Genomic DNA, 25,620 nt, shown 5'->3' with positions numbered 1-25,620 from the left:
GGGAATGAATCCTACCCCGATCTAAACTTTTATGGATTGAAAACTGCGCAAACCATTGCCTAATCATCAACTTTCACATAAAGGGATGCCATCGCTTGGTGCATCAGTGGCAGTCCCAATGCGTAAACGATGTCCATCAGGGTCTTCGATATTCATCTCTCTCATCCCCCAAGCAAAATTGGTCGGTGCTTGTCGAATGTTGACATCCTTATCTTTATACATTGCGTATAGTGCATCGACATCATGGACAAAAATGGATAGCCACATATCAGATTGACCTTGTGCACCTTGGCATAGAAAGATGCAGACATCATCCCTAGAAACTGAGGCAAATGTGGGTGGGTCTCCCCAAGCCCAATCTTGCTGGAAGCCAAGGAGATTAACGTAGAAATCAATACTCCTAGGAATATTGCTGACGTTCAGGATAGGGGCAAGACCTGAAAAATGGTTGGGTGAAGCGGTTGGGTGAGGAAGGTGAGTCACTTTTACCTCCAGTATCTATGGTGTCAGTATGCATGACTGATGCCTGATCCAAACTCATAAAATCAGCTGAATTTTCTCTATGTAACTCCCTGGCTTTCGGGAAGAATAGGGTGTTCTCCCCCCTTATGGGACTGGCAATAAACTTGTTCATGACCCAAATTTTTTCTGATGCTCTTCTCGGTAAAACTAAGCTCTTGTCTTGTTCTAAACAACAAGGAGTTCATAGACTCTACAAACACATATCTAGAACGGGCAATGTTTGCTGGCTCAGTTAAACCTTCGGGACTTCTCAATAGCCTTTGGGGCTTTGAAAAGCGCCAACCATTTGGTCAATTTCTTTTGCGATCGCAAAAAGTTTCATCTCTCGCCATCGTTTACCGACTATTTGTAAACCAATGGATAAGCTCTTCTGGGTTTGCCCAACTGGAATCACTACAGCAGGATGCCCACTTAAATTAAAGGGGATGGTGTCTGCTCCATTCGCAATGCTATAGGGGTAAAACCAACCCGCAACATCAACGGCACTCCAGGCAGGACAATGGGAGAAAGCGGAAGTAATAGCCCAAACTATATTTATGCCAATTCAATCCGCTCTTCCCCCGTACGAACCTGAACCACCTTCAGTAGAGGGGAAACAAATATCTTGCCATCTCCGACTTGGCCTGTTCGAGCCGCTAAGGCTATCTTTTCAACGACAGCCGCGACCATCTCTTGGTCAACCTTGACTTCTACTTTTAGTTTCCTCTGAAACCGAATCTCGGTATCTGAGCCTCGATACTGTTGCAGTAATCCCTTCTGCCTACCAAACCCTTTAACATCCGACAGGGTAATATCGACAATTCCCAGTTGGACAAGGGCCATTTTGACCTCATCACACTGATGGGGCCTGATTAATGCGGTGATTGTCCTCATCTGAGACATGACAGACCTGCATTGAGTCGCAAAACTTACATCACCATTGTTAACCCTATTCTGGTGAACAGTCTTTTTTGATACAGTTCTCAATCGGTCGTTAACTTCGCCGCAGATCACCGAGTGAGATGCAATGCTAGAGAAGCAACCTCACGCTTTGGGGCATCATTGTGCAACTCCCAACTTATCAGGCCATTCGGATTATGTCGGCTCCCAGATGTGGCAGTTCTCGGCCAATAGTGGTGGAGACGGAGGCCGGATACTTCTTGACCAAGCTGCGAGGGGCGGCCCAAGGTACTGCAGCCTTGGTATCAGAAATAGTGGTGGCGGCATTGGCTGAAGCGATAGGGCTATGGGTTCCCAGTCAGGTCCTGATTTCAATTGATGCTGCTACCCATAACAACATCCATGAAGATGAGTTTTTAGATCTTTTAGGGGCCAGTCATGGCCTAAATTTGGGCTTTCAATATCTAGATAGGGCTAGAGATATTCGCCCTAGAGAAGTCGATGGCGTTGATCAGGATTTGGCTTGTCAGGTCATGTGGTTGGATGCCTTGGTCATGAATCGAGACCGTACCCCGTCCAATCCCAACATGATGGTTGGCCAAAATCAGCTGTGGGTGATTGATCATGGAGCCGCTCTTCCCTTTCAGTACAACTGGTCAAATGTCACCGAAGACGTTCCCCGTCGGTTAAATTACGCCATGGATCGTCATCTGTTTTGGGAAAAGGCCACTGCACTCCATCAATGGGACTCAGCATTGACAGCAAAGCTTTCTAGAGAAGTGATCCAAAATACTGTGGCCCAACTCCCAGATTGTTTTTTGCAGCCCCTCTGTCGTCCAGGCGCGGTAGCCGAGCAGATTGAACGACGGCGGCAAGCCTATGGGGCTTTTTTGTGGAAACGCTTGAAATTTCCTAGACCTTTTGTGGCAGAGCTACAGAACGGGGCATTACAAGCCTGAAGTACTCAACGGATGCCTTATCCCTTGATCAGAAAAATAAGATTGCTTTGCTCAATTTCCATGGCACTAAAAAACCCCCTAGTGGGGGTTGGAAATCGCAGTCTTAATCACGCAAGGCTTATTTGTTAGGTTGAGGAGTCATCCGCAAATAAGGCTTGATTTCAGTGACCCCTTTGGGGAACTTCTTCTTGGCTTCTTCCGTGGGAATGGTGGGAGCAACAACGACATCGTCACCATCTTTCCAGTCCACGGGAGTGGCAACTTGATAGTTATCAGTCAATTGGAGTGAGTCAATGACCCGCAAGATCTCATTAAAATTCCGACCTGTGCTAGGTGGGTAGGTAATGGAGGCTCTCAGCTTTTTATTGTTGTCAATGATAAATACCGTTCTGACAGTGACTTTAGCGTTGGCGTTGGGATGAATCATGTCGTAGAGATCAGACACTTTCTTATCCGCATCCGCCAGGATGGGGTAATCAACCATTGTATTTTGGGTTTCGTTGATATCGCCAATCCAGCCCTTGTGGGATTGAGCATCGTCAACGCTCAGGGCAATGGTTTTGACGTTGCGCTTGTCGAACTCAGGCTTGAGTTTAGATACAGAGCCTAGCTCAGTGGTACAAACGGGGGTGTAGTCCGCAGGATGCGAGAAGAGAACAACCCAGCTATCGCCAGCCCATTCAAAAAAGTCAATTGTGCCAGCAGTGGAATCTTGAGTAAAGTTAGGTACGGTGTCCCCTAGTCGCAAAGACATGGTGAAACTCCTGTTATGAAAGGTCGGTATGTGGTTACAAATGAGATCATGCCATAACCGAATTCGGATAATGTCCGGTTTCCCGACCGAGAAACAGTTCTTAATGTAGTTGACTAAGAATAATCTTGAAAAATAGAGGGATTGAAGTCAAGCTAGGAATCCTTGAATTCAAAACAGCATAAGATTTTCAGGCTTAGAGGCTTGCTTGAATCATGGCCTCTCAGTCTTCTAGGGGGCTCAATTTAGCTGTGAGGAGAAAACTGAGTCACTTCTCGCCATTCATGAATTACTGCAGGAGGGGCGACAAGGTTGGCAGGTACACCACTCACTAGAGGAATTTCTAAGACGAGGCGAGTATCGTTATCTAGATTTTCAAGCAGGGGCTGGACGTCGTACTGACCGACGTTATCTGGAAGCATCAATGTGGTCCCATCCATGGCGGGTTGAGACTGCCAACGAAATTGGTCGGCGATGCTAAATTGCAAGGGTTGCTCAGGAGCCACTTCAACTTGACCAGGAAATCCCACGAGACGCAAGAATATTCCTTCGAGCTGGTTGTCGATATAGCGCTTAAAGAGGATGGTTTGCCAACTGCGTTGGGCCTGGTCTTGGAGACTCTGTTGCGATCGCAACGTCACTTGCCCTGGTTTCTCCTGGTAGAGATGGGTTTCAGCCTGGGCTGGCAGGGGAAATATATTCAGACTCAGCAGCAATAGCAATACGGCCACTAGACGGCGAAGCATCATAACGACAACACCTTAGATTTAAGGGTTTGCAACGCTGAGTCTAGGTCATCGTTGACCAGCTGAAAATCAAATTCATCGGCTGCGGCCAGTTCGATTTTGGCTTGGTCTAAACGACGGGTAATGGCGACCTCCGAATCTTGGCCTCGCCCTCGAATACGAGTTTCTAAATCAGCCACAGAGGGGGGACTAACAAAGATCTGAAAGGCCTCAGCAACCTTATCTCGGATTTGACGAGCCCCAACTAATTCAATTTCCAAAATAACTTTCTGCCCTTGCGCAATTTCCCGCATCACGGGTTCCCGTAGCGTTCCATAGAAATTGCCCGCATATTCGGCCCATTCCAAGAGCTGATTTTGATCAATCCGGGTTTGAAATTGATCTTTGGTCAAAAAGTAATAATGCTTGCCATCTACTTCTCCCTCTCGGGGGGAACGGGTCGTGGCTGAAACCGCAAGATATAAGTCTGGGCAGGCTTGCAAGAGCCGCTGTAGTAAGGTGCCTTTGCCAACACCACTGGGTCCGGTCAGGACGATCAGCTTACCCGTTTTTGTCATTACCTGTGACCTTGCGTTTCATAGGGGAAAAACACCTTATTTTAACGCCCGTTCGGGTTAAGCCTGATTTGAACTTTTTCTATGAAGAAATAAGGGGGTTAGTCAGCACGAAAATTTAAATTTCAGACTAAACCGAACTCCGTTCATTTTATGAAAATAAAATGCCAAATAACAAGGCATTCCCTTCGAGGACTGGTGGAGGATGTACCGGGTAAAGGAAACATTTTGCTCGATACCAATCCTGAAGGAGATAGGTCGTCCTACTTATCTGAATCCTTAGTCGTGTCCTTGTTGGACATAAAACGATGAGCCACCGTTTCTGGCTGAATTGCAGACAGGACAACATGGCCTGAATCGGTTACGATTACTGCGCGTGTGCGCCGCCCATAGGTAGCATCGATCAACTGGGCCCGATCCCTAGCTTCGCTGATGATACGCTTAATGGGTGCAGACTCTGGACTGACTATGGAAATCACTCGATTTCCAGAGACAATATTGCCAAAGCCTATATTGATTAACTTGATGTCCATAAATACAAATCCTCACGCAGATTCCAACCTTTTGTAATATCAGAGCGCATCACCCAAAAAAGCTCTGATATCTTCCTTTTTTCCATCTTATCCACAAAAGATCTAGACCTACAACCTATTTTTAAGTATTTATTTCTAGTCATAGAAAGCTTTTTAAGGATTTACAGGATTACTTAGGCAAAAAATGTATCGAGTTATACAAAATAGTCATGTAAAATCAGCTTTCCAAGGCTTGAATCGACAAATCAGTATAAATCCTTAAAATATGGATAAATTTGTGAAAGATTGGTTTGAGAGTCTTGGATCCACAGCCAAGAGGTCCATTTACTTGTAATTACCCGTGCAACAGGTTGACTTTACGACATTAACAGCGGCGTGCTGCGAGTTGCGATCGCAATGGCTACCCGCACGCATCGAACAGGTGGTTCAGCAAGATCGGTTCACGGTCTATATTGGCCTGCGTACCCTCGATCAGCGGGGGGTGGCTGGCCCTCAGTTGGCATCCCCAAGCTGCCCGAATTTGTATGGGAACACCCCCACCCAAAGGAGCAGATACCTTTACCTTTAGCCAACAGCTACGCCATCAGCTTAATGGCCTTGCTTTGATTGCCATTGAACCGATTGCCGCTTGGGAACGGGTGATTGACCTGCAGATTGGACAGCGCCCTCAAGCCCCCGTTGATTGGCATGTCTATGTAGAAATCATGGGCAAGTACAGCAATGTCATATTGACCAATGCGGAAAATCGAATTGTCACGGCAGCCCACCAAGTTAGCGCTCAACAGTCCAGTGTTCGCCCTATTCAAACCGGAGACCTCTACCAACCCCCACCTCACCTCACCGACCCCATTCCGACCTTGTCAGAATCCTTTGAACATTGGCAACGGCAAGTAGGCCTAGTGCCGGGTCCCCTCAAACGGAATTTACTCAAAACCTATCGAGGTTTGAGTTCGGCTTTGGTGTTGTCCATGCTTTCTACCGTTGCTCTGAAACCCGATCTCTCTACAGAACAGCTACAAGAAGCAGATTGGCAACGGCTATTTCAAGCTTGGCAGGATTGGCTGTCGGCTTTAGAGAACCAATCTTTTACCCCTGGATGGTGTCGAGGCGAGTCTCTGAGTTATACGGTATTGGGGTGGGATATCACGCATCCTGCTACCGATACTCAAATCCTGCTGGATGAGTATTACAGTCAGCAGTTAGGCGAGCAGGTCTTTAAACAACTTCGGCATCAGCTGCAGCAAAAGGTCAAAGGCCATCTCAAGAAACTCAACACGAAAGCTAAAACCTTTCAGGATCAGTTGAAGGCTTCAGACACGGCTGAAGCCTATCGAGAACGGGCTGACTTACTGATGGCCCATTTGCATGAATGGCAGTTGGGAATGAAAACCCTAACTTTGAAGGATTTTGAATCCGGTGAACCTCGAACGCTGACCCTCAATCCAGAAAAAAACGCAGTCCAAAATGCCCAAGCTTGGTACAAACGCCATCAAAAACTGAAACGCTCTCGTGCCCAAGTGCAGCCTTTGCTAGAAGAGGTGCTGTCAGAGGTTGCCTATTTAGATCAAGTGGAAGCCAGTATCCAGCAGTTAGAGCAATTTGAAGATGCTGCGGATTTGTTAACGCTACACGATATTCGAGATGAACTGATCTTGCAAAACTATTTCCCGAAGCTGGAGTATCGCAAAGATGCCCCACCTGAAATTCCGTTTTACCAATATCAATCTCCTTCGGGATGGGAGCTACTGATTGGTCGCAATAATCGTCAGAATGACCTGCTCACGTTTCGGACAGCCACTACCTACGATCTGTGGTTTCATACCCAAGAAATTCCGGGTAGCCATGTGCTCTTGAGATTAGAGGCAGGAGCTGTTCCTGAACCAGGAGATATGCAGTTTGCTGCCAATATGGCGGCCTACTATAGTCGGGCTCGGCAAAGCCACCAGGTTCCTGTCATTTATACCGAATCCAAAAATGTGTATAAGCCCAAAGGGGCTAAACCAGGGATGGTGATTTATAAGCATGAGCAAGTAATTTGGGGTCAGCCCCAATCTGTGAAGGATCGGGTTCATGCTCCTAGCACAGGTTAGGATATCCTGCTCTATCTAGTCCCTTGGCCTGTAAGGCAACTGACCTGAGTTGAGTTTGCTCTGTTTGGAGAACGCTTTTTTGCGTAATCTGAGTTCCACCGTGGGATATGCAGCCTGAATTTATGCTAGAAGGCTAAATAACAGGAGTCTCCTGTTTTTGCTGAAATGCTTGCTGATCTGCAAAAATCTCAAAAATTTGGTCCATTCTAGATAATTTAAGGACAAGACTAACCTGTTTTCTCATGGAACATAAAGATAGAGTGCCACTTTTACCGTGCACTGCTTTATGCATCGCGACTAAGGCACCAATTGCCGAACTATTGATAAAGGTGACATCTTGTAGATCTAAAAGGATCGTGGATACTCCTCCGTCTAACACAGTGTTAACTTCATTGCGTAATTGGTTAAGACCAATCCCGTCTGTCAGGCTAATGGGTTGGATAATTTTATAGCTCATTGGTTGCCCTCCTAGTTCAGGTCTTTTTAGGTTTTGAGTCAGGCAAAAGCGAAAAAGCTACCCATGAACGACCCGTAACCATTAGGAATTTCGTTGTGTATCCAGAATTCCCCTTTCTGAATGCGAGTGAACATTCTCAACACAACAAGTAAACCTCATGACTGTTTTAAGTTCACTAGAGGTATTTCAAAAGCACTAGAAATCCGTAAGAAGTAATCGTGCTATGGGAAATCTGGATACACAAAAATCTTGGTTTCAGATTTTCTTTTAGGAGCTTGAAACAGCCCTGGATGATAGGCTTCTCCTCAGCGCTTTGTAGTTGAGCGAGTCCCTTGTACAGTCAGTTGTTTAAATTCACTGAGCCAAGATTGGATCATGAGTTTCAACTTTTCTCTGTCCTCCTCAGTGAGACCTTGGGGGTCAAAACGGTAGCGATAGTGCAAATCGATTATTTGATGCAGTTCACTCATATATCCATCGGGCAGTTCCTGATCCAATCGCCCCAACCATTTGCGGATAGTTTCCGAGGGCAGACGTGCAAGCCCCCAATCTCCCAGACGTTTCTCAATTTGGTAAAACTCAGAGTCTAGGCCGCCAGTGGTCGGTTTTCGGGGGCGTTCTGCTCCCTGATATCTCCGTCTTTTTGACTGCTGTGAACGTTTTTTATGGATCATCCTCCAGATTAAATAGATAGATCCAAAAATAATCGCCAGTCCCAGCACAATCATTGAACCGGCCCAAATCAGGGTCTCCGAATTTTTAGAGAGCAGGGTCATTAATTCAGACCAAGCTTCAGATAGTTTTTCGAAAAAAGATTTAGAGGGTGGCTTGTTATTTTCCTCCATTGAGGAGCCATCTTCAGATGAGGTGCCGTCCTGGGCTGAGTTTCCATCCCGTGATGTGAAACCCTCTTGGGATGGGGTGGAACCCTCTTGGGCGTTGCCACTTTGGGCCGTCCCCGTATTTTGCTCTGGGGTCATTCCACCACCTGGGGTGGTTTCGACTTTGACCCAGGTATTGTCTACATAGGCTAAGACCCAGGCATGGGCATCTTTGAGGCGGACAATATATTGTTGTTCCGTGGGGCTGTATTCATGGGCGGTATAGCCAACCGCATAGCGAGTAGGGATGCCTGCCGATCTGAGCAATAGTGAGGTAGCCGAGGCATAGTACTCACAATGGCCCGACCGATGGTCTAGCAAGAAAGCTGCCATCGGCGTTTTGTTTTTCTTGGGTTTTGGCAGATCGAGGGAATATTGAAACCCCTGGGTTTTGTAGAAAGCTGAAACGGCCTCAACCTTATCTGCGTCAGATTTACCATCTAGATCCAAGGAATTAAGAACTTTTTTGAGGGTAGGCTTTTCAGCGGTAGGGACAGCTTTATCAAAGACGGTGGGTGGACTGTCTAGAGATTGTCTAGGATAAAACTGCACTGTATAGGCGAGAGGACCAGGCTTTCCCTGGATGCCAACCGTACCGTACTGGTTTTCTTTCAGGGTTCTAACCTTAAGCTGGTTGACTTCAGAAGTACCCAGGGGCAGTTTTAAGATTCCTTCCTTCTGGAGTAACTCAGATGAAATGCGGACTGAAGTCGTTCGGTTCGTTGTTGCACCAAAGCGCCAGCTCTGGCGGTTGGACCGTGGACGTTTGGCCGTAAATTTGGACCAGACAGCATTCCAGCTACCTGACTGGTATTGGTTGTAGGTGGCTTCTCGAATATAGAGCGGAAATTGGGGTTTGGGGCTATTGGCTTTTTGGTTAGGAGCAACCCGAAACAGAATGGCATTGGAACGTTGCAGGGAACCAATATTACCGATTTGAGTTTGGGCTTTTTCAGGGTCAACGATGCCGCCTGATCGTTGCACAAGACTAGGGAGGGATTGCCCATCATTTTGACCGGGCTGGGGCTGCTGACTAGGAGCTTTCGTCTGTCCTGGATTTTTACGGCCTGGTCCACTGGTTGGCGCTGAATTATCTGGGGGTTGAGAGGTTCCAGGGTTCTGTGCAGGACTGGGATCGAAAATGTCTGGGGAACTGGTTTCCTCGTTGGGCTGACTGATGTCTGAATCTGGTTCTTGCTCAGGTGTGGCGGATGAGTCTTCAGTAGAATCTTCTGGAGTTGCACCATCGGGGGTGGAGGGGTTGCTACTGTCGTTGCCGGAGTTGCTTGGCGTTCCCGATGTTGGGGTGCTTGAAGGGGTGCCGCTGGAAATGCTAGGTGAGTCAGTATTGCCAGGCGTATTGGAAGTTTGATTGCCGTTTTTGGACCTAACAATTGTGTCAGTTTCTAGCTCCATATCCTCCAATAACCGATCCAGATCCCCTTGGTAACCTCGACCTGGATCGTCGGGCCAAATTCGAGCCATTTTCTGAATAAAGTCGCCGAAAACAGCGGGGCCGGGGAGCCGAACATTGGCCTGGAGCCAATAAAACTGATGGGTGCTGATCAGGCTAAGGACCAATGCCAGCACAATCAGACCATAAAAAGTGGACTGGGAAAATCGTAGGGAGAGTTTGCGGTTAACGGGCCAGCGTACTGTTCCTAAGAAAAGCGCAATGAGTACTGCGCTGATAGCCAGGAAGACGAACAGGTTGCCGCCGGTGGCACTGGCGGCGAGTAGACAAATGCCAAAGTAGGGGTAATACCAATTAACTGTTTTCCAAGACTGGGCGATATTGCCTAGATATTGGCGATAGACTGAGACGAAATTTCTACAGTAAGTCTGAGCCAGGACGAAGGGAAATAGTCCGATGGGCAAACATTTGATCAAATGATATCTGGCTGCGTAGGGGATGGCCTCGGGAGAATTCGGGGGGAGAAAAAATACAGCTAGCAACCATAAAAATAGGGCTACAACATGAAGTTGCTTGAGTCGGTCTAGGGTGAGGGGCCAGCGCTGTTTAACCATTTCCCTAGCTTCCAGGGCTAAGGCCATGGGAATCGCGATGATCCATACTCCGGTTTGATAGCCCCAAAAGCAGAGGGATAGGCTACAGAGAGTTGGCGCTGATTGCTTCATAGGGCCAATAACTCCTGTTGTAGATTGGATATGGTCCCGGAGTGCAGCTGACACTGGGGGCCAAAATATTCTTGAAACTGGGGATCCATATGCAGGCTAAGGTCTGACAGACAAATAGCCTTGATGGGAATGCCATACTGGCTGAGCATTTTCAGAAATGCATAGCGAGTGTCATCAAAGCCCAGCAAAATACAGAAGCAGCCGCTGAGTCGGGACAAGCGAGATTGAAGGATCGGATTGAGGCACTCCAGTTCTCGATGGGGGTTGGGGTTGAGAGTAGCAACGGTTTCGATGATTTGTGCCCGTTGGCGCAGTCCCTTGCCCACGGTAACTAAACGAGGATCGGCTGCTGCATAGATCACATCCAGTAGGGAGGCTTCAGGCTGTTCTTGCATTAGAAAAGAGATGGCCACAGCAATAGCTTCTTCAAAGAGGGGGCTGTGGGGTTCTAGCTGAAAGGTATCTAGAATCAAGGCATGGTGGATGGCGGTCTCGTCCTGTTGCTCTTTGACAATGGGACGACCGACTTTAGCCCAGCTTTTCCAGTGAATCTTATTGGTGGGGTCTCCCGCTCGATAGTCTCGTAGGGAGCGGAATTCTAGGGCCTCTCCTACTGCGGAGGTGCGGAGGGTTTCACCAGACTGGTATTGACTAGCTTGGGAGAGGTTTAGCGGCAAGAGCTGATAGCGTTGAGGCAAAATACACAAGGATTGGCCGACGTCGTAGGTGTGGTGTTTATAAATTAAGCCCAGGGGATCAGGACAAGCGAGAGTAATGGTTTCGAGATGCAAACTGCCCCGTCGCAAGGGAAGGATTTCCACCATAGCTTTGGTTTTACCTTTGGTGGAGAGGGGTGGCAGATCCTGCAGATGAGCCTTAGCCCACTGCTGCTCGACTAGGTAGCGCCGCCAATGGGGCCGCCATTGGTTGCCAACGGGATAGCGGCGCTTAATCTGAATGAATTCGCGGAAGCTGGGAAAGGGGGCGGCAAAAGTCTCGACCAGCTTTAATCCCTTTTGGGGCTGGGGAGAGAGATTCTGAATCACCACTTGGTAAGGAAAGGGTTCACCAACGGTGCCAAAGCGGGGCAGCAGGCGGGTGGCCTTAAACCGAAACTGAATCAACCGACTGCCAATGGTAGCCAAGATCAGCAAAGCAAAGGCAAAGAAGAAAAGAATGTGACACATGCTGCGGGTGGAACCGAGACTTGCGATCGCACTCCCAATACCGCCCCCCAATACCCCTAATCCTGCAGGCGTAAACTGCTGCACCAGCCATTTACGGGTGACATAGATGAAACGGAGACAGCGATACGTCAATACATCCATAACTTAGGCAGGCACCGGAATACTAGTCAGAATACGGTCAATGCAATCCTGGGCGGTTTGTTCGGCAAAGCAAGCTTGGGGAGACATCACCAGCCGATGGGCCAACACATCTACGGCAACTTCCTGAATATGATCGGGAGTGACATACTCATAGCCATCGAACAGGGCTAAGGCTTGGGTCACTTTCATTAAGGTGAGTGATCCGCGAGGACTCGCCCCCAGTTGGACCTCCGGTACCTGCCGAGTAGCAGCGACGATATCGACGATATAGCGTTTGAGTTCCCGACTGACCCGCACCTGTTTCACCGCCTGCTTGAGAGTAAAGATCTCTTCTAAGGAGATGCAAGGTTGAACCTGCTGGAGGGGATGTTCTTCTAGCTGCTGGGTCAGGATTTTAATTTCGTCAGCAGGAGACACAAACCCCAAACTAAACTGCAAGGCAAACCGATCCATTTGGGCTTCCGGCAAAGGGTAAGTGCCCTGGAAGTCCACCGGATTTTGGGTGGCAATCACAAAAAAGGGATCACGCAGCTGTCGCTGCTGGCCATCCATCGTCACTTGGGACTCAGCCATCGCTTCTAGGAGAGCTGATTGAGTGCGAGGAGAGGCCCGGTTAATTTCATCTGCCAGAATCAGATTGGCAAAAATCGGACCTTCATGAAAATGGAAGGTCTGGTCCTGGGGATTGAGAATGGACACTCCCAAAATATCTGAGGGCAGCAAATCAGGGGTAAACTGAATTCGCTTAAAAGCAATATCGACAGAATAGGCCAGGGTCTTGGCGAGGGTGGTTTTACCCGTGCCGGGATAGTCTTCCAACAGCACATGGCCACCACTAAAAAAGGCCGCCAGTAATTTGCGAATGGCCGCATTCTGCCCCTTAATCACCTGCTGGATATTGTCAGCCAAGTGACGATAAATGGTTTGCCCTTCCGAGCAATGGGTTTGAGTTGCTAAGACCACCATGAGTTATGCCGGAACGGGAAGCCGTCTCATAATATCCATCACCACCTGCTCCGATGTTTTTCCCGCGAATTTTGCTTGCGGATCCATCACTAGTCGGTGGGCTAAGACTGAGACTGCGGCTTCTTGGATATGTTTGGGGCGGACAGCAGGGGTACCATCAAACAGGGCCAAGGCTTGAGCAATCTTCATCAAGGCAATGGACCCTCGGGGACTGGCCCCAAGTTGGACTTCCTCTGCTTGACGGGTGGCATTGACGATATTGACAACGTATTGCTTGAGGTCCTCACTAACGGTAATCTGCTTCACCGCTTGTTTGAGGGTAAAAACATCTTCTAGAGATAGGCAGGGACGCAACTGTTCAATCGGGTGGGCCTGCATTTGATTGGACAAAATTTCCACCTCTTCTTCGGCGGAGATATACCCCAGTCCAAACTGGATGGAGAAACGGTCCATCTGAGCTTCAGGTAAAGGGTAGGTGCCTTGAGAATCGATGGGGTTTTGAGTGGCAATCACAAAGAATGGATCATGCAGTTTCATCTGCTGGCCATCAATGCTGACCTGGGACTCGGCCATCGCTTCTAGTAAGGCCGACTGGGTGCGAGGAGAGGCCCGATTAATCTCATCCGCCAAAATCAAATTGGCAAAAATGGGGCCCTGGTGGAATTCAAAGGTTTGGTCTTTGGGATTGAGAATCGATACACCCAAAATGTCTGAGGGCAGTAGATCAGGGGTAAATTGAATTCGTTTGAATTCAATATCAACGGATAGAGCCAAGGCTTTGGCCAAGGTCGTTTTACCCGTGCCGGGATAGTCCTCTAAAAGCACATGCCCACCACTAACAAAGGCTGCCAATAATTTGCGAATGGCAGGCTTCTGTCCTTTGACAACGGTTTGGATATTTTTGGCTAAGCGGCGATAGATTTCTTGGCCGGAAACCCCGGACATCGGCAAGGATGACACTGTCATGAATACTTTTTTACTTAGAATACCCGCTTATTATCAGAGGTCTTGCAGTATATTCGATCTTATTTTCTGATAAAAGTTTTTAATCTTAGCGTCTTTCTTACTCTCGGCCACTACTATTGATTTAGCAATGAACAATCAGTTAAAGCTTGCCATCGCAATAGATATCGTAAAGCTAATCCTTGAGTTCATAAAAGAAATGGTATAGCCATCAGTCGTTATGCTGGCACTTTCATTTTTCCAGAATAAATTCAAACTTCTATTGACGCAACTTACAAGTGTCAAGACAAGTGACAATTCAGTAGAATTTTTCCGGAATGAACTGGACAAGGCACAAGAATTATCTGCTAATGTTCATACTAACCCAGACATCCAAGAGCCACCATAAGAGGGGAGCATGGCATCTTTGCAAGCCCATTAGGCCATTAAGATAAGCACACCGATGAGCCAACACTTGGGTAACATGCCCCCAGTAAGACATATCGATAATCTTCTAAATATAGATGAATGTTTTTAATGCGTTTTTGTATAACTTTTGTATGATAAAAAATCATTTTTAAGAAAACTTATTCTACTTGTGTGAGCTTTGGTTCTTATACCTTTATCCAGGAACCAAAGTGGCTAATGACTTTAGGTTTTTAGCTACCTGAAAAAAATAAATTTATTTCGTCAGCAAAGCATAAAATGATTGTTACATTTACCTCTGTTAAGTGGGCAAAATAGGCGTAGGACAACATTGATTTATTAACAATAATATTTTCACTAGTCGGTGAGTCCCTATTTTTTTATACAGAATGATAATTATTACTTGCCCAATGAAACAGGATGGATGACTGATCTAGCTTTATCGACCTGTTTTTGTAAGTAATCTAGAGGGGAGTATTCGTTTTGAACAGAAAAATAGCGTTAATTTCTATTCCCACAGGAATATTGGGAATTGGTCTATCAGCGTTATTGGCAACGAAGTTCTATTATCTAGAAACTCAATCTATTCAGAAAGATTTTCAGCAGGATATCAATGAGCAGGTCCATCGCTTGGAGGCCAATATTGATGCCAAGATGGAAGTCATTAATAGCCTCAAACTTTTGTTTGATAGTTCTGATCAGGTCAAACCAAAAGAATTCAAACAGTTCACTCACAACCTCTTAGCTCGTCACAAAGATATTCAAGCTCTGGAATGGGTGCCTAAAGTTAAACATGCAGACCGGGCAACTTTTATCAAACAGCGGCAACAAGATTATCCTGCTTTTGAAATTACCCAACAGGTCAGTCAAGGCAAGATGGTTCGTGCCCAGAAACGATCAAACTATTTTCCGGTATCGTTTCTGGAACCCTTTGCAGGCAATGAATTAGCTTTAGGATTTGATCTTGCATCCGATGCCAGTCGCATGGAAGCTATCACCTTAGCAATAGATACGGGGATGGTCCAATCCACAACTAATTTGACCTTGGTGCAGGAGCGAGAAGACCAAAAAGGCTTCATCACCTTCATCCCGGTCTATCAAGACCAACCCAACACATTAGACAGCAGACGCCAACGTTTGCAAGGTTTGGTTTTGGGGGTCTTCCGAATCAGTGATTTGGTCAATGCTGCTATTCAACCGGGTGCTGTTGATGCCATCAACCTTCAACTCATTGACACGGCCAATCCAGAGAACATTCCCTATGCTCGGCAATCGAAATTAGGCCAGTCGCTGTCTGAACATGAGTATCGATACGATCTCAAACCTATTGCGGGTCAGCAATGGACTATCGCTGCTATCCCCTCTAATGTTTATTTCAATGAGAAGCGAAGTGGCTTACCCTGGGCGGTGTTCTGGGTTGGTTTAGTATTTACGGTGCTGGCTGAAGCTTATGTGTTCTTTATCCTACGGCAGTCGAAGATTGTGGAGACCGTTGTCCGCGATCGCACCAAGGAATTAGAAGAAGCCAACAAAAAACTTTCTCTGATCTCTACCACTGATGAGTTAACCTTTATTGCCAACCGACGGCATTTCAATGACTGTTTGGATAAAGAGTGGAAGCGAGCGATTCGTGAGCAGACTCCAATGACACTATTTCTGATCAATCTAGATTTTTTCCGACAATTTAATGAGGGATATGGGTTTGTTGCTGGCGATGATTGTCTGAAAAAAATTGCGTCTCAATTAGAATCTCTTCTCAAGCGTCCTGCAGACCTGGTGGCCAGATTTGAAGGGGAAACCTTTGCTCTACTGCTACCGAATACCGCTAATTCCGAACCTCTAGCTCAGCGCTGTATCGAATCCATAGAAGCCTTAAAAATCAAACATATCTATTCCCCCATTAGTGAATATGTCACTGTCAGTATAGGGATCGGGTTTGTGCGACCTGCCCATGATATCCCCATGACAAAGTTAGTGGATAAAACCACGCAAGCCTTGATGCAAGCCAAGGATGCTGGACGCAATCAACATGCCTTGATCCATATCCCCTCCTTTGCTGATACATTAGGACCCTCTGACCAGGCATCTCAAGAATTACAATTTCAGTCTCAATAATATCGACTCGAACGCTAGCGGTTTGCCAAGATAAGGGGAGTACTTTCCTCTCTCTCTATGGCTGGCTCTCTCCGGAATACAATTAAGGCTTTACAGACGTTCCTCGACACGTCCTTAGAGGAGCTGATTGTTTCCCCAACTTCTGTCTCTGCGCAAGTCCTATCTTTGTTTCATCGGGTTGCCCAGACGGTTCCGGCGTACAAAGACTTCCTGCAACAACAGGGGATTGACCCTACACAAATTCAGACGCTAGAAGACTTTGTCACTCTACCTCTAACGACTAAAGATAATTATTTACGGCAGTTTCCACTGCCTCGTCTCTGTCGTGACGGCAAGTTGGAGACCTGTGACATGATGGCGGTATCTTCTGGATCGACGGGAGAACCGACCTTTTGGCCGCGCTTCATCACTGATGAATATCAAATTGCGACTCGTTTTGAGCAAATTTTTGCCGATAGCTTTGCCGCAGATCAAAAGCGGACTCTCGCGGTGGTTTGCTTTGCCTTAGGGACCTGGGTAGGAGGGATGTATACCGCCAACTGTTGTCGTCATTTAGCCAGTAAAGGCTATCCCCTCACAGTGATTACGCCTGGCAATAATAAAACTGAAATTCTGCGGGTGGTACAAGCCCTGGGGCCGATGTTTGAACAGGTTGTACTGCTGGGATATCCACCATTTCTCAAGGATGTCATTGATACAGGACTGACAGAAGGGGTTCCGTGGCCTCAATACCATCTCAAATGGGTGATGGCCGGGGAAGTGTTTAGCGAAACATGGCGAGATTTAATCGGGACTCGGGTGGGTTCAACAAACCCTTGCTTTGACTCGGCCTCTTTATATGGCACGGCAGATGCAGGCGTGTTGGGAAATGAAACCCCACTCAGCATTTGCATTCGTCGTTTCTTGGCTGATCACCCTGAGATTGCCGCTGAGCTTTTCGGGGAGCCTCGCTTACCCACCTTGGTGCAGTACGACCCAAGTAGCCGCTATTTTGAGGTAACAGAGGCGGGGACTTTGCTGTTCTCAGGGGACAATGGAATTCCACTGATTCGGTATCATATTTGCGATCGCGGTGGTATTCTCCCCTTCGATCAGATGTTGGCATTTTTACAGGCTCATGGTTTTGATGCGATTACAACGTTGCAACAGCAAGGCCATGCCCCTATTCGCCCCCTACCCTTTGTCTATGTGTTTGGCCGCTCTCATTTCACCGTGTCGTTTTTTGGGGCCAATATCTATCCAGAGAATGTGACGGTGGGTCTAGAACAGCCGGAGATTTGCGATTGGGTCACAGGCAAATTTGTGATGCAGGTACAAACCGATACAGATGAGAATTCTCATTTAGTAATTCATGTAGAACTTGCACCAGGTCAAACGGCTAGCATAGCCAAAGAAAATGCGATGGCTCAATCCATCTTGCAACAACTTCGCAGACTCAATAGTGAATTTGCTAACTATGTTCCTGCAAGCTATCAAACTCCACAGATTCACTTATTGGCTAACGGCGATCCGACCTACTTTCCAGTAGGGATTAAACACCGATATACCCGATCTCCAGAGAACTCAAGAATCGATTAGCCTGGCAAATACTTCTTGTCTTCAGCTTCTAAATTCTCCAAAATTTTTTCAACCTTCAATCATTAACGATGAAAGTCCTCTTTACTCAAAATAAAGTTAATGAGTCACCCAAGGGTTGGATCTTTATGCATATAGAGACTGATGAGATTTGTACCGTCATTCACACATCCTCAGTATTTGATCCTTATCCAGAGCTTTATGTGTGGCTAGGAAAAATTCGAGATTCTCATCTTCCCGCCAAAATGGTAATCAATGAAGAAGGTCGAGGAGTTGAGCTGATTGCAGAAAGTACTGAGACAGACCTTCTCTGTTTTAGAATTGAGCCATGGATGTCTTATGAAGACCAAACACGACTCAAAATTTTCATCGAACGAAGCAACCTAGTTTCAGCTTTTACTAATAGCATTATTGAGTTTATTGACCTCTATTATCAGCGTTCACGGTGGTCAAGTTCTGACAATCTTAGTAATATTAATTGGCACAACTTACTCACCCCAGAAAACACTGCTTATGATCGCTGGGAGCAAAGGCTAGCACTATATGGAGGAGGTGAAGACAGAAATGCTCAAGAAGCTCAGCAACATCGACAAAAGTACTTGACCGTAACCCAGAAAATCTTACGGCAATTTATCGCTGATCTTTCCACATCTCTTCTGCTAGCGGTATATGGACGACCAATTGATGCTTACAAGCTCTCAAGTTTTTATGAGAATCTCATCACTGATCTGGCAGTAAACGAAATTGATTTACATTGGTATCAAGAAAGGCAGTCTAAAATCCATCAAGAAATAGGCGAACTAGATTTTTCAGGTCATCGCCATCCCGCACATATTTATCATGAACGCCAAGCACGTCTGGAAACTCTACAAGTTGGACAGATCGTAGACGGTAAAGTTCATAAAATTCGACCCGATGGTGTTTTTGTAGATATTGGAGGATGTTTTGCCCTATTGCTTAATTCCGCTATTTCTCATGATCCTATTGACGATCCCAAACAAGTTTTTCGACGACATGCTTGGGTCAGAGCTATCATCACTTGGATGGATATAGAAAAAGGAAGAGTTTTGTTGTCGACGGCTGATTTAGAACCTCAACCGGGTGACATGCTGATAGATCCTCTAGCCGTCTATAAAAGAGCTGAAGAGACGGCAAGAAATCGGTCTGAGTAATATTACTCAACCGTCACGGATTTAGCCAAATTGCGAGGTTGATCCACATCTAACCCCCGCAGGGCGGCAATATGATAGGACAACAACTGCAACGGCACCACCGTCAGTAATGGCGAAATAATCTCATCCACCGCAGGTACAGGTAACAACGTATCAAAGGTCTCCTTGGCTTCCCGCTCATCCATGGGAGTAACGCCAATCAACCGAGCATCCCGTGCCCGTGCCTCTTGGGCATTGGAGAGAACCTTCTCAAAGACCGTTCCCGGCATTGCGATCGCAACCACTGGTACCTTGGCATCGAGCAAGGCGATGGGACCATGCTTCATCTCCCCTGCCGGATATCCCTCCGCATGGATATAGCTAATTTCCTTTAGCTTTAGTGCTCCTTCTAGGGCAATGGGGAAATTAATGCCTCGACCGATATAGATAAAGTCCTGGGTTTCCACAAAGTCATGGGCCAGGGTTTCCACATAGCGCTCCTGACTTTCTAAAACCTGCTCTAGCTGGGCAGGGAGCTGTTGCAGACCATTGATAATTTCACCTAAGCGCTGGGGGGGAACTGTTTTGCGTTGATGGGCCAACTCAATCGCCAAAAAGTAAAAGGCCATCAGTTGAGCCATAAAGGTTTTAGTGGCTGCCACCCCAATTTCAATCCCGGCATGGGTATCAATAATAGCGGGCACTAGGCGAGCCAGAGAACTTTCGGGGCGATTGGTTATACCTAACAGGCGAGCCTGTAAATGAGGAGGTTGCTGGGCACGACGCTGTTGTTCCGTTTCTAATGCAGCTAGAGTGTCGGCGGTTTCTCCGGACTGAGTAACCCCAATCGTGAGGGTATTGGCCGTCAAGGGTGACGGTGCATACCGAAACTCCGAGGCATACTGAACCACCGTTGGAATACCTGCCAACTGTTCCAGCAGATGCTTGCCCACCAAACTGGCATGCCAGCTAGTCCCGCAGGCCATAATTTGAATGCTTTCTAGGTTCTCAGTCAACTCTGGCGCTAAATTCAGGCGAATGGGACTTTTCTCCTGTTCCGGCTGCCAGCTGCTATCTACATACTGTTCCAGGCAAGTGCGCACGACCCCTGGCTGCTCATAGATTTCCTTGAGCATAAAGTGTTTGAAGCCTTGCTTCTCCACCATGACTGGATTCCAGTTGAGGGTGTGGGGTGGGCGACGAACCCGGTTACCATCGAAGTGGTAGAGGTTGACCCCCTGAGTAGTCAAGCGGGCCAGTTCTTGGTTTTCTAGGTTTAAGACCGTGCGGGTATGGTGAATCAAAGCTGGTGTATCGGAGGCACAGAAATATTCGCCATCCCCACATCCCACCACTAAGGGGGCTTGCTGACGAGCCACGATCAGTTCATCTGGGAAGTCAGCGGACACCACTGCGATCGCAAATGCGCCTTCCAACTGATTGACTGCTTGTCGAACCGCTTCTAGTAGGGAAGGCTTTCCAGCCGATTTCAGAGCGTCAAGCTTTTCCGCGATTAGATGGGGGATAACCTCTGTATCGGTTTCAGAGCGAAATGTACAGCCCCGCTCTTTCAGTTCCTCTCGGAGGTCTCGATAGTTTTCGATAATCCCGTTTTGCACCACAGCCAAGCGGTCGTGAGCATCTCGATGGGGATGGGCGTTATGTTCTTCAGGTTTGCCGTGCGTGGCCCATCGCGTGTGGCCAATGCCCAGAACAGCCGAATTTTCCCAACTGGCCAACTTCTCTTCCAGGTGATGAAGTTTGCCCTTAGCCCGAATACATTGGAGCTGGGCCTCTGACACAGTGGCAATCCCCGCTGAATCGTAACCTCGATATTCCAGTTTTTGTAGACCTGAGAGCAGAATTCCGCTGGCCGTCTGAGGACCAATGTAACCGACAATACCGCACATAATTCTGGAGAGACCCGCTATTGATTACCACACAGGCAGTTTGACTCAACTCCGCTAGAAATGGCAATCCCTAACGTCATCTATCTTGAATATCCCCTTTTTTGAGCTTGTAAGCAGGCATTATTTTGGGGCAAAGAATAGTGGGGGTTTATGGTATTTGCCTTTCAGCCTCTCGTTCCAAAATTAAAGTTACAGGACCATCATTTTCGATATAAACATTCATCATGGCGCCAAACTGTCCCGTTTCGACCTGTAAACCGCTGGCTCTCAGTTTAGTCACGAATTGCTCATAAATCTTTTCTGCGATGGCACCGGGTGCCGCTTGATCGAAGGAGGGCCGCCGCCCCTTCCGACAATCTCCATACAATGTAAATTGGCTAATCACGAGTAATCCGCCCTCTATATCTTGGACAGACTGGGACAGCTTGCCCGACGAATCGGGAAAGATTCGTAGCTCCAAACATTTACGGGCCATCCAAGCCACTTCTTGTTCCGTATCAGAAGGGGTAATTCCTACTAATAAATTGAGACCTTTTTGAATTTCGCCAATCATTTGACCCGCAACTTCGACCCGTGATTCATTAACTCTTTGCAAAATAATGCGCATTAGATTTGAGGAGATATGTTTAATTAATTATTAGTAATTCAAGCAGGAGAGCTAGTTGTAGCTAGGTTGTAGAAGGCACAGCCATCAGACCTTCCCGTGATACACTAATCTGAATTACATGCCACCTTAAGGATGACTCAATAAACGCAAAATATTAACGAATATTAACGATTATTGCCTAATCAATCATATTGAATTATTAGCATTTTTTATAACTTTGAAAAAAATCTGGAGAATAATCCTTGAAACAAACTTTTCAAAGCTCCCTCAGGCAAACCATTCAAAGCATGGGGACGTTTCAGAGCTGGATGCTATTCAGCGCCGCGATGTTTTTGGTGTCCTTACCTGTGCTGATCCAAGCGCCCTTGGTGAGGGCTTGGCCATGGCTAAGTCTGGTGGCCACAGGAGGGTGGCTTTTGGGAAGTTATGGGTTAATGCGCCAAGACAAAACTCAAATCTGGGGTGATTTGCTTTTTGGCTTTGCTTTGGCCTGGTTCTCCGGCTCAATTTATTGGGGTTGGTTTCGAGCAGAGCCTTTATGGCACGTGCCGATGGAAGCGATTGGTTTACCTATCGCCATTTGGGCCTTACTCAATTCCCGTCTTAAAATTGGCTCTCTGTTCTTTTTGGGGTCTTTGATTGGCTCAACCGTCACGGATGTGTATTTCTTCCTGGTGGATTTAATGCCCACCTGGCGAGTCTTGATTCAAACGGATCAAACAGAAGCTATGGCACTATTGCCAAAAGCTTTAGAGCATACCCAAACCCCTTGGGGACAATTTTGGGCGATGGTTTTAGTGGTCGGACTCTGTGTGATGAGTATTCGCCCCTTACTGCCCCCGGATACCTGGACAGGGCAAAAAGACCAGCTCTGTTGGTGGGCTTTCTCAGGATCTGTATTGGGCACGCTGTTAGTGGATAGTTTGTTCTTATTGGTGGCAACCCAGTTTTAGTGCAGTCTTCTGGCTCTAATCCTCAACTCGACAAGAATACTTTGAGACGTCAATTGCTGACGCAGCGTCAATCGATGCCTGTTGAGCAATGGCGTCTTTTTAGTCAGACTCTCTGCCAGCAGTTACTAGATTCATCCCTCTGGGGTCAAGCCAAAACCGTTTTGGCTTATATGACATTTCGACAAGAACCCGATTTAAGCTGGCTGTTTTTACAAGGACAAGACCGAGAGTGGGGCCTCCCTCGATGTGTGGGACAGCATTTGATTTGGCATCGCTGTAATCCCCTAGATGCTCAAATGCTGAAAAAGGGTAAGTATGGAATTTTGGAGCCTTACCCCGATTGTCCTGAGTTATCGGCTGATGAGATTGATCTGATTTTGGTGCCAGCTGTGGCTTGCGATCTCAACGGGTATCGCTTGGGGTATGGCGGTGGATATTACGACCGCTTATTAGCCTCACCCAGTTGGGCTGATATCCCAACCATCGGAATTGTCTTTGAACGAGATCTCTTAGAGCAACTTCCCACTGAATCTTGGGACCAACCCTTAAAGGCTATTTGCACAGAAAAAGGGATAGCGAAATTACTGCCATCCAAAAACCCTCTTTAATGGGCTTGATCCTTTTTGCTGAAGGTATTCGCCTATTGACGCCTCGAATTTTTTTTATGACAGGACTTAACCTATGTTCGGGTTACGTAGGCTTATGGAAGCTGAAAGACGCTTACCTAATCGGACTCAGTGATAAGAGCGGCATTCAATCAAACCCCTCGAACTGCCTCAGCTAATCAGGTACATAAATCTGGTAGTCATCCTGACGAAGGGTTTTTACCCATTTCAAGCGTTTTGGTCGAATGGACATCCGGGCCGTGACACAGGCCATCACCAAAAACCAATGGCAAGTATATAGAGTCCCTCTTACCGTTTGTAAGAACATCACAAACGGTGAAGGGGCAACTTGTTCAGCTCTACGAATGCGATCTAACCCATTCCACATCCCCACCAAGGACAACAACATAGTCACACTGGTCATCGGCATTAACAAAGGAAGCTGATTACGGGCTGTGGCCATCACCAAGTCAGGCACAGCCGCAGTGGGAAGGACATACTGAGCAAACCAAAACACGACTAAATCAAAGGTTTTACGGGGCCCTAAGCGGTTACGAATAATTAAGGGCCAATAATCTAAATACCGTTGATATCCTCCTTCTGCCCAACGATTCCGTTGATGCCAAAGGGCGACAGCCCGGGTCACCCCTTCCTCTCGCACAGCAGGCAGAGGCAAAATACCGATATCCCAATGATTCAGATGTAAGCGGAAGGTCAAATCCAAATCATCGGTAATAGTCGCCTCATTCCAACCGCCACAACTGGCCAACGCTTGGCGACGGACAAATTGACCATTGCCTCGAAGCTCACCCACTCCTCCCACTGCAATCCGTTGCTGTTGAAGATACAGGTCTAATCCCATTTCAGCGGACTGACCTCGGGTCCAAAAATTTGTATCAGCGTTCGCAATCTGTTTACGAACTTGGACCGCGCCCATCTGCTGATCATCAAACAGAGGTAAAACTCGACAGAGTAGATCAGCAGAGACCTGAGCATCTGCATCAAAAACCCCAATAATGTCGCCTTGGGTCAAGGGCAAAACCTGATTCAAGGCACCTGACTTTCCGCCCCCATCTTCTGCCGATCGTCGCAGCACATGGAGTTGAGAATACTCTTCAGACAATTGTGCCAGAACGTCTGGTGTCTTATCAGTACTGTTATCATCGACAATCCATACTTCATACCGTTCGGCAGGATAGTCTAGTTTACAGAGGGTTTTAACTAGAGCCCCTAAGACTGCTTCTTCATTTTTTGCCGATACTAAAAGCGATACAAAGGGATATTCAGTTTCAGCTTTGTCTAAACTTAATGGCTCTACAGTAGGCAGTGCAGACGCCCGAATCATCCGCAGCCAGTGCATACTAATAATGGTTGTCAGGCAACAAACAGCCCAGAAACCGACTGAAAACAGGTGCAGAGCAATCGTACAACTCCAGATTAAGGCGAGCATCAAAGCCGCTTTGCGTCGCCGACCTTCACCTTCGGGGTAATCAATTTCCACATCAGAAAGCTGTGGGAGTTCCGAGTCTTCTGGCCAAGGAGATTTCACGTTAGACATGTTGCAAGAATCGTTTTCTGGCCAGGAATTCTCCGACATAACTTACTTGGTTTAGGACCCAATATTTATCAACGCCTTGGAAGAAACTGGGAATGAGATAACACCAGACTGTACACCCTTCACATACCTTCAGTTGACCTTGGGATTGACGATATTCTTCGACAATTTCGGATTGTCGGTACATATCGTACAGTTTGCCTTCTATTGGTACGCCTGTTTGAGCGAAATGGTAGCAAGGAAGCAGCAACTCGTCATTTGGAGAAATAGCGATCACTGCATCAACCGCTTTACACCTTGGGTTTTGGGTATCATTTCCCCCAGCCCGGATAAACTCTAAAGCTGCTTTGTTGTAGCCCAGATTTCGGTACTTTCTACCACTCGATTCAATCGCTTCGACAATGGCAGGGGTTGGATTTTTCCGATTGTTATAGTTCGCGTAAGCGGTGAATGCTGGATTCAGCCATACTCTGACACCCAGGCGTGCACCTAATTCAGCCACCTCATGAATTCGCTCGTAGTTCTGAGCCGTCACCGTATGGTTAAGAACTGGATACTCACCTAGCTCCAGAGCTAACTTGACCGACTCAACTAAATTGTCAAAAATCTTGACCCCTCTTGAGTGATCATGAGTTTCTGCATCTGGACCATCCAGTGAGAAATTGAGGAAGTCGACTAGCCCTCTGACTTCATGGGCTTTTTTTAAATAGAGGATGGTGTTGGTGGTCATGCTGGTGTAAAAACCAAGCTGCTTGGCAGTCTGGTAGATTTCGCCAACATCTGCTCTTAAAAGAGGTTCTCCCCCTGTAAAGTCAACGTATTTGACTCCCAGGCGCTTTAAATCCTCTAGATTATGCTCGATCGTATCGAAATCTGCTTCCTTACCTGGATCTAATGCCCAGATATCACAGAAATGACATCGTGCATTACAGCGGTAGGTCAGATAGTAATTTGCAACTAGGGGAGCCATAATCTT

22 protein-coding genes and 1 pseudogene are annotated in these 25,620 nt (G+C 47.0%); 7 read left to right on the top strand and 16 right to left on the bottom strand.

Annotated elements, in window-relative coordinates:
• Positions 1 to 66: 66 nt before the first annotated feature.
• The 3 genes from HRE53_RS20220 to HRE53_RS20210 form a co-directional block, all read right to left on the bottom strand.
• The gene (locus HRE53_RS20220) at positions 67 to 483 is read right to left on the bottom strand and encodes a bleomycin resistance family protein (RefSeq protein WP_235107711.1); all 417 of its coding nucleotides are present in this window, start codon (positions 481 to 483) and stop codon (positions 67 to 69) included.
• Between the two features lie 289 nt (positions 484 to 772).
• Positions 773 to 949 (bottom strand): amidase family protein, encoded by a 177-nt coding sequence (locus HRE53_RS20215; protein WP_255801489.1) that lies wholly within the window; start codon positions 947 to 949, stop codon positions 773 to 775.
• 107 nt (positions 950 to 1,056) lie between these two features.
• Entirely contained in the window at positions 1,057 to 1,395 is a 339-nt protein-coding gene (locus tag HRE53_RS20210) for a P-II family nitrogen regulator (RefSeq protein WP_212666180.1), read from the bottom strand.
• Between the two features lie 170 nt (positions 1,396 to 1,565).
• Between HRE53_RS20210 and HRE53_RS20205 the strand changes: the two genes are divergently transcribed.
• Entirely contained in the window at positions 1,566 to 2,360 is a 795-nt protein-coding gene (locus HRE53_RS20205) for a HipA family kinase (protein ID WP_235107709.1), read from the top strand.
• Between the two features lie 118 nt (positions 2,361 to 2,478).
• On the opposite strand, the gene HRE53_RS20200 is transcribed toward HRE53_RS20205, so the two are convergent.
• The 4 genes from HRE53_RS20200 to remA form a co-directional block, all read right to left on the bottom strand.
• On the bottom strand, positions 2,479 to 3,114 hold the full coding sequence (locus HRE53_RS20200) for a peroxiredoxin (protein WP_235107708.1): 636 nt from the start codon (positions 3,112 to 3,114) through the stop codon (positions 2,479 to 2,481).
• Positions 3,115 to 3,356: 242 nt separating this feature from the next.
• On the bottom strand, positions 3,357 to 3,860 hold the full coding sequence (locus tag HRE53_RS20195; RefSeq protein WP_212665027.1) for a DUF3122 domain-containing protein: 504 nt from the start codon (positions 3,858 to 3,860) through the stop codon (positions 3,357 to 3,359).
• A complete protein-coding gene (gmk, locus tag HRE53_RS20190; RefSeq protein WP_235107707.1) occupies positions 3,857 to 4,414 on the bottom strand; it encodes a guanylate kinase in 558 nt (185 codons plus the stop codon). The genes HRE53_RS20195 and gmk overlap by 4 nt, the downstream gene beginning before the upstream one ends.
• 260 nt (positions 4,415 to 4,674) lie before the next feature.
• A complete protein-coding gene (gene remA, locus HRE53_RS20185; RefSeq protein ID WP_212665025.1) occupies positions 4,675 to 4,944 on the bottom strand; it encodes an extracellular matrix/biofilm regulator RemA in 270 nt (89 codons plus the stop codon).
• A 340-nt stretch (positions 4,945 to 5,284) separates the two neighbouring features.
• On the opposite strand from remA, the pseudogene HRE53_RS20180 reads away from it, so the two are divergent.
• Positions 5,285 to 7,034, top strand: a pseudogene (locus tag HRE53_RS20180) (NFACT family protein).
• Between the two features lie 133 nt (positions 7,035 to 7,167).
• On the opposite strand, the gene HRE53_RS20175 reads toward HRE53_RS20180, so the two are convergent.
• The 5 genes from HRE53_RS20175 to HRE53_RS20155 form a co-directional block, all read right to left on the bottom strand.
• A complete protein-coding gene (locus HRE53_RS20175) occupies positions 7,168 to 7,491 on the bottom strand; it encodes an STAS domain-containing protein (RefSeq protein WP_212665023.1) in 324 nt (107 codons plus the stop codon).
• Positions 7,492 to 7,796: 305 nt separating this feature from the next.
• On the bottom strand, positions 7,797 to 10,511 hold the full coding sequence (locus tag HRE53_RS20170; RefSeq protein ID WP_235107706.1) for a transglutaminase family protein: 2,715 nt from the start codon (positions 10,509 to 10,511) through the stop codon (positions 7,797 to 7,799).
• Entirely contained in the window at positions 10,508 to 11,839 is a 1,332-nt protein-coding gene (locus tag HRE53_RS20165) for a DUF58 domain-containing protein (protein ID WP_212665020.1), read from the bottom strand. The genes HRE53_RS20170 and HRE53_RS20165 overlap by 4 nt, the downstream gene beginning before the upstream one ends.
• 3 nt (positions 11,840 to 11,842) lie before the next feature.
• Positions 11,843 to 12,805, bottom strand: a complete 963-nt coding sequence (locus HRE53_RS20160; protein WP_235107705.1) for a MoxR family ATPase — start codon at positions 12,803 to 12,805, stop codon at positions 11,843 to 11,845.
• 3 nt (positions 12,806 to 12,808) lie between these two features.
• Positions 12,809 to 13,750 (bottom strand): MoxR family ATPase, encoded by a 942-nt coding sequence (locus tag HRE53_RS20155; RefSeq protein WP_235107704.1) that lies wholly within the window; start codon positions 13,748 to 13,750, stop codon positions 12,809 to 12,811.
• Between the two features lie 906 nt (positions 13,751 to 14,656).
• Here HRE53_RS20155 and HRE53_RS20150 point away from each other — a divergent pair.
• The 3 genes from HRE53_RS20150 (at position 14,657) to HRE53_RS20140 (ending at position 19,035) form a co-directional block, all read left to right on the top strand.
• Positions 14,657 to 16,288, top strand: a complete 1,632-nt coding sequence (locus HRE53_RS20150) for a CHASE domain-containing protein (RefSeq protein ID WP_235107703.1) — start codon at positions 14,657 to 14,659, stop codon at positions 16,286 to 16,288.
• A gap of 57 nt (positions 16,289 to 16,345) precedes the next feature.
• Entirely contained in the window at positions 16,346 to 17,866 is a 1,521-nt protein-coding gene (locus tag HRE53_RS20145) for a phenylacetate--CoA ligase family protein (RefSeq protein WP_235107702.1), read from the top strand.
• A gap of 68 nt (positions 17,867 to 17,934) precedes the next feature.
• Positions 17,935 to 19,035, top strand: coding sequence for a S1 RNA-binding domain-containing protein (locus tag HRE53_RS20140; RefSeq protein WP_235107701.1), 1,101 nt, complete (start codon positions 17,935 to 17,937; stop codon positions 19,033 to 19,035).
• Positions 19,036 to 19,037: 2 nt separating this feature from the next.
• Here the strand turns inward: HRE53_RS20140 and glmS are convergent, their stop codons facing one another.
• Positions 19,038 to 20,924 (bottom strand): glutamine--fructose-6-phosphate transaminase (isomerizing), encoded by a 1,887-nt coding sequence (gene glmS, locus HRE53_RS20135; RefSeq protein WP_212665014.1) that lies wholly within the window; start codon positions 20,922 to 20,924, stop codon positions 19,038 to 19,040.
• A gap of 148 nt (positions 20,925 to 21,072) precedes the next feature.
• Positions 21,073 to 21,531: a D-aminoacyl-tRNA deacylase gene (dtd, locus tag HRE53_RS20130; protein WP_235107700.1), complete on the bottom strand. Its 459-nt coding sequence runs from the start codon at positions 21,529 to 21,531 to the stop codon at positions 21,073 to 21,075.
• A gap of 242 nt (positions 21,532 to 21,773) precedes the next feature.
• On the opposite strand from dtd, the gene HRE53_RS20125 reads away from it, so the two are divergent.
• Together HRE53_RS20125 and HRE53_RS20120 are read left to right on the top strand one after the other, a co-directional pair.
• Entirely contained in the window at positions 21,774 to 22,484 is a 711-nt protein-coding gene (locus tag HRE53_RS20125) for a DUF3120 domain-containing protein (RefSeq protein WP_235107699.1), read from the top strand.
• Positions 22,484 to 23,092: a 5-formyltetrahydrofolate cyclo-ligase gene (locus tag HRE53_RS20120; RefSeq protein ID WP_235107698.1), complete on the top strand. Its 609-nt coding sequence runs from the start codon at positions 22,484 to 22,486 to the stop codon at positions 23,090 to 23,092. Before HRE53_RS20125 ends, HRE53_RS20120 begins: the two co-directional genes overlap by 1 nt.
• Before the next feature lie 172 nt (positions 23,093 to 23,264).
• On the opposite strand, the gene HRE53_RS20115 is transcribed toward HRE53_RS20120, so the two are convergent.
• Both HRE53_RS20115 and HRE53_RS20110 read right to left on the bottom strand, forming a co-directional pair.
• Positions 23,265 to 24,647 (bottom strand): glycosyltransferase family 2 protein, encoded by a 1,383-nt coding sequence (locus tag HRE53_RS20115; RefSeq protein ID WP_235107697.1) that lies wholly within the window; start codon positions 24,645 to 24,647, stop codon positions 23,265 to 23,267.
• Positions 24,640 to 25,614: a radical SAM protein gene (locus HRE53_RS20110; RefSeq protein WP_212665009.1), complete on the bottom strand. Its 975-nt coding sequence runs from the start codon at positions 25,612 to 25,614 to the stop codon at positions 24,640 to 24,642. Before HRE53_RS20110 ends, HRE53_RS20115 begins: the two co-directional genes overlap by 8 nt.
• Between the last annotated feature and the right edge of the window lie 6 nt (positions 25,615 to 25,620).

This window comes from Acaryochloris sp. 'Moss Beach' (assembly GCF_021497025.1).
Classification (GTDB): Bacteria; Cyanobacteriota; Cyanobacteriia; order Thermosynechococcales; family Thermosynechococcaceae; genus Acaryochloris; species Acaryochloris marina_A.
The sequence above is the reverse complement of the archived record's forward strand: the minus strand, read 5'-3'. Positions and strand labels throughout refer to the sequence as shown.

Coding starts and splice junctions, on each gene's coding strand:
- HRE53_RS20210 (WP_212666180.1), bottom strand. CDS start 1,395: ATGAGGACAATCACCGCATTAATCAGGCCCCATCAGTGTGATGAGGTC.
- HRE53_RS20200 (WP_235107708.1), bottom strand. CDS start 3,114: ATGTCTTTGCGACTAGGGGACACCGTACCTAACTTTACTCAAGATTCC.
- HRE53_RS20195 (WP_212665027.1), bottom strand. CDS start 3,860: ATGATGCTTCGCCGTCTAGTGGCCGTATTGCTATTGCTGCTGAGTCTG.
- gmk (WP_235107707.1), bottom strand. CDS start 4,414: ATGACAAAAACGGGTAAGCTGATCGTCCTGACCGGACCCAGTGGTGTT.
- remA (WP_212665025.1), bottom strand. CDS start 4,944: ATGGACATCAAGTTAATCAATATAGGCTTTGGCAATATTGTCTCTGGA.
- HRE53_RS20175 (WP_212665023.1), bottom strand. CDS start 7,491: ATGAGCTATAAAATTATCCAACCCATTAGCCTGACAGACGGGATTGGT.
- HRE53_RS20170 (WP_235107706.1), bottom strand. CDS start 10,511: ATGAAGCAATCAGCGCCAACTCTCTGTAGCCTATCCCTCTGCTTTTGG.
- HRE53_RS20165 (WP_212665020.1), bottom strand. CDS start 11,839: ATGGATGTATTGACGTATCGCTGTCTCCGTTTCATCTATGTCACCCGT.
- HRE53_RS20160 (WP_235107705.1), bottom strand. CDS start 12,805: ATGGTGGTCTTAGCAACTCAAACCCATTGCTCGGAAGGGCAAACCATT.
- HRE53_RS20155 (WP_235107704.1), bottom strand. CDS start 13,750: ATGTCCGGGGTTTCCGGCCAAGAAATCTATCGCCGCTTAGCCAAAAAT.
- HRE53_RS20145 (WP_235107702.1), top strand. CDS start 16,346: ATGGCTGGCTCTCTCCGGAATACAATTAAGGCTTTACAGACGTTCCTC.
- HRE53_RS20140 (WP_235107701.1), top strand. CDS start 17,935: ATGAAAGTCCTCTTTACTCAAAATAAAGTTAATGAGTCACCCAAGGGT.
- glmS (WP_212665014.1), bottom strand. CDS start 20,924: ATGTGCGGTATTGTCGGTTACATTGGTCCTCAGACGGCCAGCGGAATT.
- dtd (WP_235107700.1), bottom strand. CDS start 21,531: ATGCGCATTATTTTGCAAAGAGTTAATGAATCACGGGTCGAAGTTGCG.
- HRE53_RS20115 (WP_235107697.1), bottom strand. CDS start 24,647: ATGTCTAACGTGAAATCTCCTTGGCCAGAAGACTCGGAACTCCCACAG.
- HRE53_RS20110 (WP_212665009.1), bottom strand. CDS start 25,614: ATGGCTCCCCTAGTTGCAAATTACTATCTGACCTACCGCTGTAATGCA.